This window comes from Olsenella phocaeensis (genome assembly GCF_900120385.1).
Lineage (GTDB): Bacteria > Actinomycetota > Coriobacteriia > Coriobacteriales > Atopobiaceae > Olsenella_I > Olsenella_I phocaeensis.
Genome location: NZ_LT635494.1, coordinates 727,796 through 741,434 on the forward strand (window position 1 = coordinate 727,796; position 13,639 = coordinate 741,434).

Below are 13,639 nucleotides of genomic sequence, written 5' to 3' on the forward strand. Positions count from 1 at the left end.
CGCAAGCACCAAGAGGCCCGTGTCAGCTCCCCTGGCGCGGGCCTCCCTCGTCTTGGCCGCAAATGGGAGGGGCGCCGCACGGAACCGAAGCCGTGCGGCGCCCCTCTCTCCTTGGACGTCCGGAGCCAGTCCTGGTGGGTCTACCAGCTGACGATGATCGTGCTGTCGTCGCGGTGGGCGTTTCCTCCCTCGGCGTCGTCTGATGCCTCGGTGCCGGTCTTCACGTCGTAGCCCAGCCGGCGCAGCGTGCGGATGAAGTGCACCAGCTGCGCGTTGTACTCGTTCAGAAGGCGCGCCTGCTGGATGGGGCTGATGAGCGTCTGCTCCCGCCCGTAGATGATGTCGCTCATTGCGTCCGCGACGATCATGTTGCTGTTCGCCAGAAGGTCGTTGTAGAACGAGTTGCCGCTGCCCCTGCCGTCTCCCTCGCCCGGTGCGAACTTCACCGTCAGGGACCTGCGGCCGTAGGTCGCGTACATACGTATGCGCGTGTCGGTCTGGCCGATGGCATTCTTCATGGCCCACTTGAGCGCGTTGCCCGACAGCGTGTCCGCCTCGGCGCGCTCGCGTCCCGGCTGCGCCTCGCCGGCGATCCTTCTGGCCTCGTCTGCCTCGAGCATGTCGCACCTCTCTTCCTCGCCCCCAAGGGGCGCTTGGCTCGGTCAAATAAAGATACCCGATGGGGGCTCCCGTTCCCTTGCTCGCGAGGCGTGCGTCTCGCGTGGGCGTGGGAGGCTCGGATCGGCTCAGGCAACTCTCATCCAACCTATGCTACGATTCATGAGTTAACAGTAACTAACTTTTAGGGAGCGTTCGAATGTCAGGTGAGAAGGAAGACGAGAAGGGGAAGGCCACCGAGCCCAATCGTGGGTGGGGGGTCCGCGAGGTCGTGACCGCGGCCCTGCTGAGCGCGCTCACGGTGGTCATCATGTTCGTGGGGTCGATGCTCACCATGTTCTCCTACGACTTCGCGATGGTCGCCTCGGGCGGGGCGGCCGTGTTCCTCGCGGCGCCCGTGTACATGCTCATGGTGCGTCGCGTCAACCGCCTCGGCGTGACCACCGTCTTCACCACCGTCGCGGCGCTGCTCTTCTGCACCATGGGCAACATGCTCTTCATGCTGCCCTTCTACGTGCTGGGCGGGCTGCTCCTCGACCTCGTCTGCCTGCGGACGCAGCGGCAGCGCCAGAACCCCTGGTGGGCCACCGCGTCATGGACCGCGTTCAGCGGCCTGTACCTGCTCTCCACGCTGATCCCCTACCTGGGCAACATGGACGCGTACGTGTCGCAGACCATGCTGGAGCGCGGCCTGGACCAGTCCTACGCCGACGCCTTCTTCAAGTACTACGGCAACCCCGTGTGGGTCGTCGCCATCATGATCGCCACCATGGTCGTGGGCTTCCTGGGCTGCCTCGTCGGGAGGACGCTCATGAAGAGGCACTTCGAGCGTGCCGGTGCCCTGTAGGGTGGGCGAGGGGGACGCCAGGGGAGCGGGGCTCACGGTCGCCACGAAGGCGACCGTGCTTCTCCTGGCCATGCTGGCTTGTTCGACGAACCTGGGACCGTATCCCATGCTCGCGCTCAGCCTGTCGTCGATCGCCTACCTGCTGGCTGCCAGGGAGCGGCGCATCGCCCTGGGCATGCTGGCCTTCCTCGCGGTGCTCGGGCCGGTGTACGTCGCGTACACCTACTGGGGCGTCGCTCCCATCGTCATTTCTCCCATACACGTCTTCCAGATGTGGCACCTCTTCCCCGTGACGGCGGCCGCCTGCGTGCTCTTCATGACGCCTCCGGGCATGATCAGCGCCGCGCTCGCGCGGGCGCGCTGCCCCAGGAAGGTCATCCTGGGGGCCCTGGTGTTCCTGCGCTTCTTTCCGACCTTTGCCGTCAGCTGGCGCCTCCTGAGGGACGCCCTGAGGAAGCGTGGCCTCACGGCATGGCGCCAGATGCTGTCGAACCCACTGGACAGCTACGAGTACGTGATGGTCCCTGCCCTGATGTCGCTCGTGGACAGCGCGGACCAGCTCTCGTCCTCCGCCGTGACTCGCGCGGCGGAGGCTCCCATGGCGCGCAGCAGCTACTACCAGCGTCCGGCGGGGGCGCTTGACCTCGCCTGCGTGACCCTCGCCTTCGCTGCCTGCGCGGGGGCCGTCATGGCAAACGGGATGATGGCATGAGCGGGCCGAGGCAGGAGGTCCTCTCCCTGAGGGGCGTCTCGTTCGCGTACAGGGGGGCGTCCAGGACCGTCGACGGAGTGAGCCTGGACGTCGCCGCCGGCGAGTGCGTGGTGCTCTGCGGTCCATCGGGCGGCGGCAAGACCACCATCATCCGACTCGTGAACGGCCTGGCCGGAGGGTACTATCCCGGCAGCGGTACGGGCGAGGTCACGCTGTCGGGGCATCCCGCCGACGGGCTTGCCCTCTGGGAGCGCGCGGAGCTCGTGGGCAGCGTGTTCCAGGACCCCTCGACCCAGTTCTTCTCGAGCCAGCTTGCGGGGGAGATAGCCTTCACCTGCGAAAACCTGGGCTACGACCACGACCGCGTGGTCGAGCTCACGGACGGGGCGATCGACGAGCTGTCGCTGGGCCCCCTGAGGGGGATACCCAACGACAGCCTTTCCAGCGGGCAGAAGCAGAAGGTGGCAATAGCCTCCGCCTTGGGCCCGCACCCGGCGCTCATGGCCATGGACGAGCCCTCGTCCAACCTGGACGTGGCAGCGGCCGACTCCCTGGGGCGCACCCTGCGGCAGCTAAAGGAGCGGGGCATGGCGATCCTGATCGCCGAGCACCGCCTTGCCTACCTCATGGGCGTCGCGGACCGCTTCCTGCTGGTGCGCGGGGGAAAGGTCGAGCGGGAGGTCACGAGGGAGGAGATGTTGGCCCTCCCCGGCGAGACGCGCCTCTCCTGGGGGCTCAGGGACGTCCGGAAGACCATGAGGCCACAGCTTCCGGCTCCAAGTGCGAGTCCGGGACGAGGTGCCGTCCTCGAGCTGCGCGACCTGGGCGTCTCCTTCGGCGACAGGCGGGTCTTCCACGGTGTCTCGCTCGTTGCGTCCGCCGGGCAGATCCTGGCCGTGACGGGCGCGAACGGTGCCGGGAAGACCAGCCTCGCCCGCGTCCTGGCCGGGCTCGCGAGGCCGAGCCACGGGTCGGTGCTGGTGGGCGGGCGTCCCCGTGGGCGACGCGAGCTGCGTCGGCTGGTGTGGTACAGCCCCAACGACGTCAAGGCCGAGTTCTTCACGCCGAGCGTCCAGGAGGAGGTCATGCTCCTGGTCGCGCATGACGGGCCGCACAGGGAGCGCGCTCGGTGCCTCTTGCGCGAGCTGGGCCTCTGGGAGCTGCGCGAGCGGCATCCGATGACGCTCTCGGGCGGGCAGAGGCAGCGACTCTCCATAGCCTGCGGACTCATGAGCGAGAGGCCCGTGCTCGTGCTGGACGAGCCGACGAGCGGGCTCGACGCCATCAGCATGCGGGAGGTCTCCCGCGCGCTCCAGCTCGCCTGCGACGAGGGGCTCTGCGTCGTGGTGGTCACGCACGACAACGAGTTCATGCAGAGCTGCTGCACCCATGCCTACCAGCTACGACCGACGGAAGGAGCCACCATGCGCGAGCGAGGGACGAAGGGCATGGAGACCAGGGGGCGCGGCGAGCCGGCCCCCGGGAAGGAGAGGGCGGGGAGGAGGCAGAAGAACGCGCGCCTGTGGGCGCTCTACCTGCGGCTGACTAGGCCCGTCCATCGCACCATCGTCATCGGGATGGTCATGTCGGCGCTCTCGGTCGTGGCGGGGGTCGTCCCGTACCTCGTCGCGATCGCCATCGCCCAGGCGGCGCTGCGGGGCAGGCTTCCCGACCCCTCCACGCTCGCCCTCATGGTCGCCGCCGCCATCGTCTGCGCCACGCTGGACCGCATCCTCTTTGGTGGCGGGACGGGCGTATGCCACAGGGCGGATGCGGGGTTTCGCGTGAACGCGCGTCACCTCCTGCTCGACCACTTCTCCCGGCTGCCCCTCGGCTGGTTCGGCGAGCGCAGTTCCAGCGAGGTCAAGCAGGCGGTCTCCGACGACGTGCTGGGCCTGCACCAGACCATCGGCCATGCCCCGACGGAGGTCGTCCGGGCGCTGCTCTCGCCCCTGGTGCCGCTCGTGGTCCTCTTTGCCGCAGACTGGCGGATGGCCCTCGCTCTTCTGGCGTACGTCGCCGTCTTCGTCGTGGTGTCAATGGCCTTCATGATGCGCGACTTCGAGGCGCTTGCCGTGCAGTACAACGAGGCGAACGTGGAGCTCTCCTCGGCCGTGGTCGAGATCGCCGAGGGGATCGAGGTCGTGAAGACCTTCGGAAGCGCAAGGCGGGTGGGCTCGCGCTATCGCGACGCCGTGGAGCGCCTGTGCGACGTCACCTTCGAGTGGACGAAGCTCACGGCGGGGCCCTTCAGCCTGTTGGGGGGCTTCATCTCGCCGGGCATGATGCTCGCCTTCCTGGGCCTCGCGAGCAGCCTGTTCGTGAGCTGGGGCTGGCTCGACTTCGCGGGTTGCGTGCCCTTCCTGGTGCTTGGCCCGTCCATTCCGGTCGCCATGCTGACCGTGACGTCGAGCATGAGCTTCCTGCGGACGGCAGAGCAGCACCTCGAGCACCTGGACGCGGTCTTCTCGGTGGAGCGGCTTGCCGAGGCCGCCGAGCCCCGCGAGCTTCCCTCGGACCCGATGGGCCTGCGCTTCGACGAGGTCTGCTTCAGGTACGCGCCCGACGCTCCCCTCGCGCTCGACCGCGTGAGCGCGCGCATCGAGCCTGGCAGCGTCTGCGCGCTGGTGGGGGACTCCGGCAGCGGCAAGACCACCTTCGCCCGTCTCGTCCCGCGCTTCTGGGATCCCACGTCGGGCGACGTGAGCCTGGGTGGCGTCGACCTGCGCGAGCTCTCCTCCCAGACGCTCCTCTCCAAGGTGGCGATCGTCTTCCAGGAGAGCATGCTGCTCTCGGTCAGCCTGTGCGACAACATCCGGCTCGCCCGACCAGACGCGACTGACGAGGAGGTCGTGGAGGCGGCGAAGGCTGCGCGGATCCACGAGAGGATCATGGAGTTCCCCCAGGGGTACGACTCGGTCTTCGGCTCTGCGGACTGCGAGCTCTCGGGCGGCGAGGCGCAGCGCGTGGCCATCGCCCGCGCCATCCTGCAGGACGCCCCGGTGCTGGTGTTGGACGAGGCGACGGCGNCCTCGACATGACGCAGAGGCCCATCACCGTCTACACCCTGCTCGTTTACCTGGTCTTCGGCCTCACCCTCCTCTGCGCAACGGCCCTGCTGGCCCTGGGGCAGCTGGGTGCCGTCGAATACCTCTTCGTCGTCGTGCTCGCCCTGCGCTCCGTGGACGCCCTCCTGAAGGCGGGAAGCCAGAGCATGTCCATGAGCGTCTGCCAGAACGCCATCGACACCTCCGAGAGGATCCTCGCGGCGGAGCCCCTGCCCGAGACGGACGCCCCGCAGCACCCCAAGGGGGCTGGCATAGAGTTCGACCACGTGAGCTTCTCGTACGACAAGGCCCGTCCCGTCATAGACGACGTGTCGCTGGTCTGTCCCGAGGGACGCCTGACTGCGCTCGTGGGGCCCTCGGGATCGGGCAAGACCACCCTCACGCGCCTCATCGCGCGCTTCTGGGACGTGGACGGGGGCGCCGTGCGGATCGGCGGCGTGGACGTGCGCGACATGGCGGTGGAGGAGCTCCTGGGGATGGTCTCCCTCGTCTTCCAGGACGTGTACCTCTTCGACGGGACCATCGAGGAGAACGTGCGCTTCGGGCAGCCCGACGCCACGGACGAGCAGGTGCGCCATGCCGTGCGCGTCGCCCGCCCCGATCAGGTCGCCGAGCGCCTCGAGGACGGCTGGGAGACGCGCGTGGGCGAGGGGGGCGGAAGGCTCTCCGGCGGCGAGCGACAGCGCGTCTCCATAGCCAGGGCCCTCCTGAAGGATGCGCCCATAGTCCTCTTCGACGAGGCGACGGCGGCACTCGACGCCGAGAACGAGGCGGCCATCGTCGAGGCGATGCACGAGCTCGCGCGCGACAGGACGGTCATCGCGATCGCCCACCGGCTCTCGACCATAGCCGGGGCGGACCAGATAGCCATGCTGGAGGACGGCCGCGTCACCCAGCTGGGGACGCATGGGGAGCTCCTCTCCCAGGAAGGTCGCTACCGCAGCTTCTGGGAAGACCGCCGACGCGCCCAGGGCTGGCGCGTGAGGTAGGAGGCGGGGTCACCCTGCCGCCCCATGGAAGGGAGACGGGAACACGAGGGGCCCGCCAGGCATGCGAGGCATGTCCGGCGGGCCCGTCCCATGCGCTGCTCTTGGGAAGCGTTATATGACAAAGAGAACAACGACGTTCAAAGCCCCAGAGGGGCCGTTCGTCGAACGGCCTGCCGCCTGCGACGTACTCCTTGCGAAGCCCCTTGCCAAGCGCGGAAAAGAGCCTATATTTATTGGTACCAAACAAAAAGTTTGGTAAGCGCACAGTATGTAAGTATCGGGGTCACGGAAGTCCAGGAGGGGACGCAGCATGGAGCCAAAGATCAAGTGGGTTGCCAACGGGATGCCCAAGAGCGAGGACGTGAACCTGCCGGTCATGTCGCTCGACAACGTCGCCAAGGCCCGCGCCTTCCACGGGAGCTTCCCCCAGTACTCGGTGACCCCCCTTGCCAACCTCGCGGGCATGGCCGAGCGCCTTGGCCTGGGTGGCCTCTTCGTCAAGGACGAGAGCTACCGCTTCGGCCTCAACGCGTTCAAGGTCCTGGGCGGCTCCTTCGCGATGGCCCGCTACATCGCCGACGAGACCGGTCGCGACGTGTCCGAGATGACCTTCGACTACCTCACCTCCGATCAGCTCCAGAAGGACTTCGGCCAGGCCACCTTCTTCACCGCCACCGACGGCAACCACGGCCGCGGCGTCGCCTGGGCCGCCAACAAGCTGGGCCAGAGGTCCGTCGTGCACATGCCCAAGGGCTCGACCAAGACGCGCTTCGACAACATCGCCAAGGAGGGCGCCAAGGTTACCATCGAGGAGCTCAACTACGACGACTGCGTGCGCCTGGCGGCCAAGGAGGCGGCCGAGACCGAGCACGGCGTCATCGTGCAGGACACCGCCTGGGAGGGCTACGAGAAGATCCCGTCCTGGATCATGCAGGGCTATGGCACCATGGCCGCCGAGGCTGCCGAGCAGCTCCGCCAGCTCGAGGTCAACCGTCCCACCCACGTATTCGTCCAGGCCGGCGTCGGCTCCCTTGCCAGCGCCATGGTGGGCTACTTCGCCAACCTCTTCCCCAGCTGCCCGCCCAAGTTCGTGATCATGGAGGCAGGTGCGGCCGACTGTCTGTACCAGGGCGCCCTCGCCGGCGACGGCGACCCCCGCATCGTGGGCGGCGACCTCCAGACCATCATGGCAGGCCTCGCCTGCGGCGAGCCCAACACCATCGGCTGGGACATCCTGCGCAACCACGCGGACGCCTTCCTCTCCTGCCCCGACTGGGTTGCGGCGAAGGGCATGCGCATGCTGGCCGCCCCCACGAAGGGAGACCCCTCCGTCACCTCCGGCGAGTCCGGGGCCGTGGGCATGGGCGTCATCTCGACCATCATGAGCGACCCCGACTACGCCGAGCTGCGCGACGTCCTGGAGCTCGGGCGCGACTCCAAGGTCCTACTCTTCTCGACCGAGGGCGACACCGACCCTGTCCGCTACCGCGAGGTCGTCTGGGGCGGCGCGTACGCCACCGAGTAGGGTTCCGAGGGTCCTCTCCTCCCTGCGGGCCAGGGGAGGGGGCCAAGAAGAGGCGGCTCGCGACGGATATCGGCACTGAAGGCTTTGACTTGGGAGGTAAGGAATGAAGGAGCTCGACTACGACAAGATCAAGGAAGTCGCGGAGTCCCATAGGGAGGACATGACCCGCTTCCTGCGCGCGATGATCTCTCATCCCAGCGAGAGCTGCGAGGAGAAGGAGGTCGTGGCCTGCATCAAGGAGGAGATGGAGCGCCTGGGCTTCGACGAGGTCAGGGTCGACGGCCTTGGCAACGTCATGGGCTTCATGGGCGAGGGCGACAAGATCCTCTGCATGGACGGCCACATCGACACCGTGGGCATCGGCAACCGCGACAACTGGGAGGCCGACCCCTACGAGGGCTACGAGACTGAGGACCTCATCTACGGCCGCGGTGGTTCCGACCAGGAGGGTGGCGTCTGCTCCGCCGTCTATGCCGCCAAGATGATGAAGGACATGGACCTCATCCCCGAGGGCTACAAGATCATGGTCGTCGGCACCGTCCAGGAAGAGGACTGCGACGGCATGTGCTGGCAGTACATCTACAACAAGGACGGCATCAAGCCCGAGTTCGTCATCTCCACCGAGCCCACCGACGGCGGCATCTACCGCGGGCACCGCGGCCGCATGGAGATCAGGGTCGACGTCCACGGCGTCTCCTGCCACGGCTCCGCCCCCGACCGCGGCGACAACGCCATCTACAAGATGGCCGACATCATCGCCGACGTCCGCTCCCTCAACAACAACGGCGCCGACGAGTCCACCGCCATCAAGGGCCTCGTCAAGATGCTCGACCCCAAGTACAACCCCGACCACTTCGAGGACGCCCGCTTCCTGGGCCGCGGCACCTGCACCGTGTCGCAGATCTTCTTCACCAGCCCCAGCCGCTGCGCTGTCGCCGACTCCTGCGCCATCTCCATCGACCGTCGCATGACCGCGGGCGAGACCTGGGAGTCCTGCCTCAACGAGGTCCGCAACCTGCCCGCCGTCAAGAAGTACGGCGACGACGTCAAGGTCTCCATGTACATGTACGACCGTCCCTCCTGGACCGGCGAGGTCTACGAGACCGAGTGCTACTTCCCGACCTGGATCAACAAGGAGTCCGCTCCCCACGTCAAGGCCCTCGTCGACGCCCACAAGGCCCTCTTCGGCGACGAGCGCATCGGCTGCGAGCCCTCGATGGACAAGCGTCACCGTCCCCTGGTCGACAAGTGGACCTTCTCGACCAACTGCGTCTCCATCCAGGGGCGCTACGGCATCCCCTGCGTCGGCTTCGGCCCCGGCGCCGAGTCCCAGGCCCACGCCCCCAACGAGATCACCTACAAGCAGGACCTCGTGACCTGCGCCGCCCTCTACACCGCCGCGCTGAACCTCTACGACGGCTCCGCCGCCACCGGTGACGTGACTGAGTTCCGCGCCGGCCTCACCAACAACGACATCAAGTAGCACACGCGCAAGCCGGCGTCCGCCATTCCCCGAGAGAGGTGGCGGACGCCTTGCACGCAGCAAGGAAACGCCTGACAAGGAAGGGGCACCGATGGACAGCAAGTTCAACGCCTACCTGGAGGAGCTCGGCAAGCTCGACTACTCCAAGATGTACAACAACGACTTCCTGCACACCTGGGACAAGACCACCGACGAGCTGAAGGCCATGTACATCGTGGCAGACGCCCTGCGCAACCTCCGCGAGCGCAACATCTCGACCCGCATCTTCGAGTCCGGTCTGGCCGTCTCGAACTTCCGCGACAACTCCACCCGCACCCGCTTCTCCTTCGCCTCCGGCACCAACCTGCTCGGACTCCAGCAGCAGGACCTGGACGAGAGCAAGTCGCAGGTGGCGCACGGCGAGACGGTGCGCGAGACCGCCACGATGATCAGCTTCATGGCCGATGTCATCGGCATCCGCGACGACAAGTTCATCGGCGAGGGCGACGCCTACATGAAGGAGGTCTCCGAGTCCGTCGAGCAGTCCTGGCGTGACGGCATCCTGGACCACCGTCCGACCCTGGTCTCGCTGCAGTCCGACTCCGACCACCCCACGCAGTCCTCCGCCGACATGCTGTACCTCATCAACGAGTTCGGCGGCCTCGACAAGCTCCGTGGCAAGAAGGTCGCCGTCACCTGGGCCTACTCGCCCTCCTACGGCAAGCCCCTCAGCTGCCCCCAGTCCCTCATCATGCTGCTGACCCGCTTCGGCATGGACGTCACCCTGGCCCACCCCGAGGGCTACGACCTCATGCCCGACCTGGTCGAGCAGGCCGGCAAGTACGCCGAGGAGAGCGGCTGCAGCTTCAGGAAGACCAACAGCATGGCCGAGGCCTTCGAGGGCGCTGACATCGTCATCCCCAAGAGCTGGGCTCCCTACGCCGCCATGGAGGAGCGCACCAAGCTCTACGCCGCAGGCGACTCCGCGGGCATCGACAAGCTCGAGCAGGAGCTCCTCGCCCAGAACGCCACCCACATGGGCTGGTGCTGCACGCCCGAGCTCATGGAGAAGACGGCCAACGGCAAGGACACCATCTACATGCACCCGCTGCCGGCCGACATCAACGGCGTGTCCTGCGAGCACGGCGAGGTCGCCAACGAGGTCTTCGACTACCACCGCGACGGCCTGTACAAGGAGGCCAGCTACAAGCCCTACGCCGTGGCGTCCATGATCTTCCTCCAGAAGGCCAAGGATCCCGTCGCCACGCTGAGGGCGCTCGAGGAGCGCGGCGAGGCCCGCTGGTACGAGGCGTAGAATCCGCATAACGGGGACCGCGGCCAGCCGGGTCGCGGTCCCGACGGTTTGGGGCGACGGTCCGCGCTGCGGTGCCGTCGCCCCGCCCCCAAGCTCGGGAGGAGCGGCTATGAGACCCTCACAGGCCATGTTCGTCCTGGATGACAATGGAACGCGGTGCTTCGGCCCGGGGCCCTGCAGGCTGCTGCAGGCCGTCCAGACCACGGGGAGCCTGCGTTCCGCTGCCATATCCATGGGCATGGCCTACACCAAGGCGATCCGCATGCTCAAGGTGGCGGAAAGGTCGATGGGGGTCAAGCTCACGAGCCGCACGATCGGTGGCTCCGGAGGCGGCGGCTCTCGTCTGACCCCCGAGGCGCTCGACCTGCTAGAGCGCTACGAGCGCTGGAGCGCCGCCTGCCGCGGCTTCGGCACGCGCTCCTTTGACGAGTGCTTCGACGGCTTCGGGGCAGGCGCTGCCGCGAAGGACGTTTCGGACGACGCCTCCCGCGGCCGCATAGGCGTCGTGGTCATGGCCTCGGGCCTGGCCAGCCGCTTCGGCTCGAACAAGCTCGTCGCCCCGCTGGCGGGCACCCCCGTCCTCGAGCGCACGCTGCGCTCGCTGCCCCTCGACCTGGTCGACCCCGTGGTCGTCACGCGCTGGCGGGAGGTCCAGGACCTCTGCGACCGCCTCGGCGCGCGCTCGATCAGACACGAGCTGCCGCTCCAGAGCGACACGGTCCGCATGGGACTCTCGCTCGACGCCGGCTGGGACGGCTGCATGTTCGTCACGGGCGACCAGCCCCTCCTGGGCGAGAGGAGCGTCCGCTCCCTGGTGAGGGCCTTCCGCGAGGACCCCACGCGCGTCGTGCGCCTGGCCTGGCAGGGCAAGGCCGGCGGCCCCGTCCTCTTCCCGGCATCCTGCTTCGAGGGACTGAGGGGCCTCGAGGGCGACGTGGGCGGGACGGGGCTCCTGAAGAAGGATTCCGAGCTGGCCCGACGGATCCGCCTGGTGGAGGCCGAGCGCCCGGAGGAGCTCGAGGACGTGGACACGCCCGACGAGCTCGCCCGTCTCGAGCGCCTGGTCAGGGGGGAGTAGCGCCTTCGTTTGCGGATTGGCGTGGACGCCTGCGGGCGCCCGCAGCGAGTAAGGAGATGGTTCGCATGAAGCTGATCAAGGGTGGCATGCTCGTACTGCCCGACGGCTTGGTACGTGGCGACGTGGCGCTGGACGGCGCCAAGGTCGCGCGCATCGCCGCCGGCATTGAGGCCACGGACGCCGACGAGGTCGTGGACGCCAGCGGCTGCTGGGTCTTCCCGGGCTTCATCGACGCCCACACGCACATGCAGTGCTGGACGGGCATGGACTGGACGGCGGACAGCTTCGAGACGGGCACCCGCGCCGCCGCCTGCGGCGGCACCACGACCATCGTGGACTACGCCACCCAGGACAAGGGGATGACGCTGGCGGAGGCCCTCGAGGAGTGGCACTCCCGCGCGGACGGCACCTGCACCTCCAACTACGCCTTCCACATGGCCATGGCGGACTGGAACGAGCGCACCAGGGCAGAGGTCGACGACATGTTCGACGCGGGCATCGTGTCGTTCAAGACCTACTTCGCCTACGACCACCTGCGCCTGGACGACGCGCAGACCCTCGAGGTCCTGGAGTCGATCAAGGACCGCGACGGCATCCTCTGCGTCCACTGCGAGAACGGGACCCTCGTGAACGAGCTCCAGCGCCGCATGCTCGCCCGCGGCATCACTGGTCCCGAGGGACATCCCATGAGCCGTCCGGACGTCTGCGAGGCGGAGGCCATCTCGCGCCTGTGCTACCTCGCGGAGCTCTCGGGTGCTCGCATCAACATCGTGCACCTCTCCACCGCGCTGGGACTCGAGGCCATCCGCGACGCGAAGGCGCGCGGCGTCGACGTCGCAGTCGAGAGCTGCCCCCAGTACCTCCTGCTCGATGACACCCGCTACCTCGAGCCCGGCTTCGAGGGCGCCAAGTACGTCATGAGCCCCCCGCTGCGCAAGCCTCATGACGTGGCCGTGCTGCGGCAGGCGGTCTGCGACGGAGAGATCGACACCCTCGCCACCGACCACTGCGCCTTCAACCTCAAGGGCCAGAAGGACCGCGGCGTCGGCGACTTCACCAGGATTCCCAACGGCGGTCCCGGCGTGGAGCATCGTCCCGCGCTGATCATGACCAGCTTTGCCGACGACCTCGGCCCCCAGGACTTCTGCCGCCTCATGAGCGAGAACCCCGCCAGGGTCTTTGGGATGTATCCCCGCAAGGGCGTGCTCGCCGAGGGCTCCGACGCGGACGTCTGCGTCTGGGACCCCAGCTGCCGCTGGACCATCCAGGCGGCGACGCAGCACCAGAACGTCGACTACACGCCCTACGAGGGCTTCGAGGCCCAGGGACGCGCAAAGTACGTCTTCGTCAACGGCGTCCTCGTCGCGCGCGACGGGGAGCCCACGGGCGAGAAGCCCGGCAGCTACGTCAGCAGGTAGCGCCTGCCAGGGCGGGGGATGACGTGTCCCTCTCGCCCGGAAGATCGGTTCCAGCGCCGTGCGCTCGGGTGCGCGCGACGAGAGAAGAAAGGAAGTTTGGAATGAACAAGAAGGCCATCGTCACCGACAAGGCTCCCGCAGCAGTCGGACCCTACTCTGCCGCGATCCAGGCCGAGGGCGTCTCGATTAACGTCTCGGGCCAGCTGCCCGTCGACCCTGCCACCGGGGAGTTCGCCGGCGACGACATCCAGAGCCAGACCCGCCAGAGCCTGACCAACATCAAGAACATCCTCGAGGCCGCCGGCGCCAGCATGGCCGACGTCGTCGAGACTACGGTTCTCCTCACCGACATCGCCGAGTTTGGCCCTATGAACGAGGTCTACGCCGAGTTCTTCGAGGCACCGTACCCCGCGCGCGCCGCCTTCCAGGTCGTGGCCCTGCCCAAGGGCGCCAAGGTCGAGATCAAGGCCGTAGCCAGGGTCTAGCGGAGAGGCGCGCAGTCGCCTCGTGTGGCAGCCTTGGGAGCCCTGGGCGGAGAGTCGCCCAGGGCTCCCTCGTGTCGAGGGACGAGACGAGCGCGGTGGCCAGGCAGACGCCGACCGACGTA

The 13,639-nt window shown here is 67.8% G+C and carries 11 protein-coding genes; 10 read left to right on the forward strand and 1 reads right to left on the reverse strand.

Annotated features, from left to right (window positions below):
- Window positions 1-140 precede the first annotated feature (140 nt).
- Window positions 141-620 carry a hypothetical protein gene (locus BQ7388_RS03445; RefSeq protein WP_072499787.1) on the reverse strand — a complete coding sequence of 160 codons (480 nt, stop codon included), beginning with the start codon at window positions 618-620 and terminating at the stop codon, window positions 141-143.
- A 197-nt stretch (window positions 621-817) separates the two neighbouring features.
- Between BQ7388_RS03445 and BQ7388_RS03450 the strand changes: the two genes are divergently transcribed.
- From BQ7388_RS03450 to BQ7388_RS03510, 10 genes are all read left to right on the forward strand, one after another.
- A complete protein-coding gene (locus BQ7388_RS03450) occupies window positions 818-1,465 on the forward strand; it encodes an MptD family putative ECF transporter S component (RefSeq protein WP_072499788.1) in 648 nt (215 codons plus the stop codon).
- Complete coding sequence (locus tag BQ7388_RS03455; RefSeq protein ID WP_234946810.1) at window positions 1,455-2,177, forward strand: energy-coupling factor transporter transmembrane component T family protein; 723 nt, start codon at window positions 1,455-1,457, stop codon at window positions 2,175-2,177. The genes BQ7388_RS03450 and BQ7388_RS03455 overlap by 11 nt, the downstream gene beginning before the upstream one ends.
- Window positions 2,174-5,218: an ATP-binding cassette domain-containing protein gene (locus BQ7388_RS12595; protein WP_200781422.1), complete on the forward strand. Its 3,045-nt coding sequence runs from the start codon at window positions 2,174-2,176 to the stop codon at window positions 5,216-5,218. Before BQ7388_RS03455 ends, BQ7388_RS12595 begins: the two co-directional genes overlap by 4 nt.
- Window positions 5,215-6,234, forward strand: coding sequence for an ABC transporter ATP-binding protein (locus tag BQ7388_RS03475; protein WP_234946811.1), 1,020 nt, complete (start codon window positions 5,215-5,217; stop codon window positions 6,232-6,234). Before BQ7388_RS12595 ends, BQ7388_RS03475 begins: the two co-directional genes overlap by 4 nt.
- Window positions 6,235-6,544: 310 nt before the next feature.
- On the forward strand, window positions 6,545-7,759 hold the full coding sequence (gene dpaL / locus BQ7388_RS03480; protein ID WP_062529520.1) for a diaminopropionate ammonia-lyase: 1,215 nt from the start codon (window positions 6,545-6,547) through the stop codon (window positions 7,757-7,759).
- 103 nt (window positions 7,760-7,862) lie between these two features.
- Window positions 7,863-9,242, forward strand: a complete 1,380-nt coding sequence (locus tag BQ7388_RS03485; protein ID WP_072499790.1) for a YgeY family selenium metabolism-linked hydrolase — start codon at window positions 7,863-7,865, stop codon at window positions 9,240-9,242.
- A 91-nt stretch (window positions 9,243-9,333) separates the two neighbouring features.
- Window positions 9,334-10,536: a knotted carbamoyltransferase YgeW gene (gene ygeW, locus BQ7388_RS03490; protein ID WP_072499791.1), complete on the forward strand. Its 1,203-nt coding sequence runs from the start codon at window positions 9,334-9,336 to the stop codon at window positions 10,534-10,536.
- Window positions 10,537-10,645: 109 nt separating this feature from the next.
- On the forward strand, window positions 10,646-11,614 hold the full coding sequence (locus BQ7388_RS11460; RefSeq protein WP_083558242.1) for an NTP transferase domain-containing protein: 969 nt from the start codon (window positions 10,646-10,648) through the stop codon (window positions 11,612-11,614).
- 65 nt (window positions 11,615-11,679) lie between these two features.
- Complete coding sequence (gene hydA / locus BQ7388_RS03505; protein WP_072499792.1) at window positions 11,680-13,032, forward strand: dihydropyrimidinase; 1,353 nt, start codon at window positions 11,680-11,682, stop codon at window positions 13,030-13,032.
- Window positions 13,033-13,133: 101 nt separating this feature from the next.
- Window positions 13,134-13,517, forward strand: a complete 384-nt coding sequence (locus tag BQ7388_RS03510) for a Rid family detoxifying hydrolase (protein WP_072499793.1) — start codon at window positions 13,134-13,136, stop codon at window positions 13,515-13,517.
- Window positions 13,518-13,639: the final 122 nt, after the last annotated feature.

What these genes read in the sequence shown, in the direction of transcription:
- BQ7388_RS03445 (WP_072499787.1), bottom strand. Translation starts at nt 620, where the DNA reads ATGCTCGAGGCAGACGAGGCCAGAAGGATCGCCGGCGAGGCGCAGCCG.
- BQ7388_RS03450 (WP_072499788.1), top strand. Translation starts at nt 818, where the DNA reads ATGTCAGGTGAGAAGGAAGACGAGAAGGGGAAGGCCACCGAGCCCAAT.
- BQ7388_RS03475 (WP_234946811.1), top strand. Translation starts at nt 5,215, where the DNA reads ATGACGCAGAGGCCCATCACCGTCTACACCCTGCTCGTTTACCTGGTC.
- dpaL (WP_062529520.1), top strand. Translation starts at nt 6,545, where the DNA reads ATGGAGCCAAAGATCAAGTGGGTTGCCAACGGGATGCCCAAGAGCGAG.
- BQ7388_RS03485 (WP_072499790.1), top strand. Translation starts at nt 7,863, where the DNA reads ATGAAGGAGCTCGACTACGACAAGATCAAGGAAGTCGCGGAGTCCCAT.
- ygeW (WP_072499791.1), top strand. Translation starts at nt 9,334, where the DNA reads ATGGACAGCAAGTTCAACGCCTACCTGGAGGAGCTCGGCAAGCTCGAC.
- BQ7388_RS11460 (WP_083558242.1), top strand. Translation starts at nt 10,646, where the DNA reads ATGAGACCCTCACAGGCCATGTTCGTCCTGGATGACAATGGAACGCGG.
- hydA (WP_072499792.1), top strand. Translation starts at nt 11,680, where the DNA reads ATGAAGCTGATCAAGGGTGGCATGCTCGTACTGCCCGACGGCTTGGTA.
- BQ7388_RS03510 (WP_072499793.1), top strand. Translation starts at nt 13,134, where the DNA reads ATGAACAAGAAGGCCATCGTCACCGACAAGGCTCCCGCAGCAGTCGGA.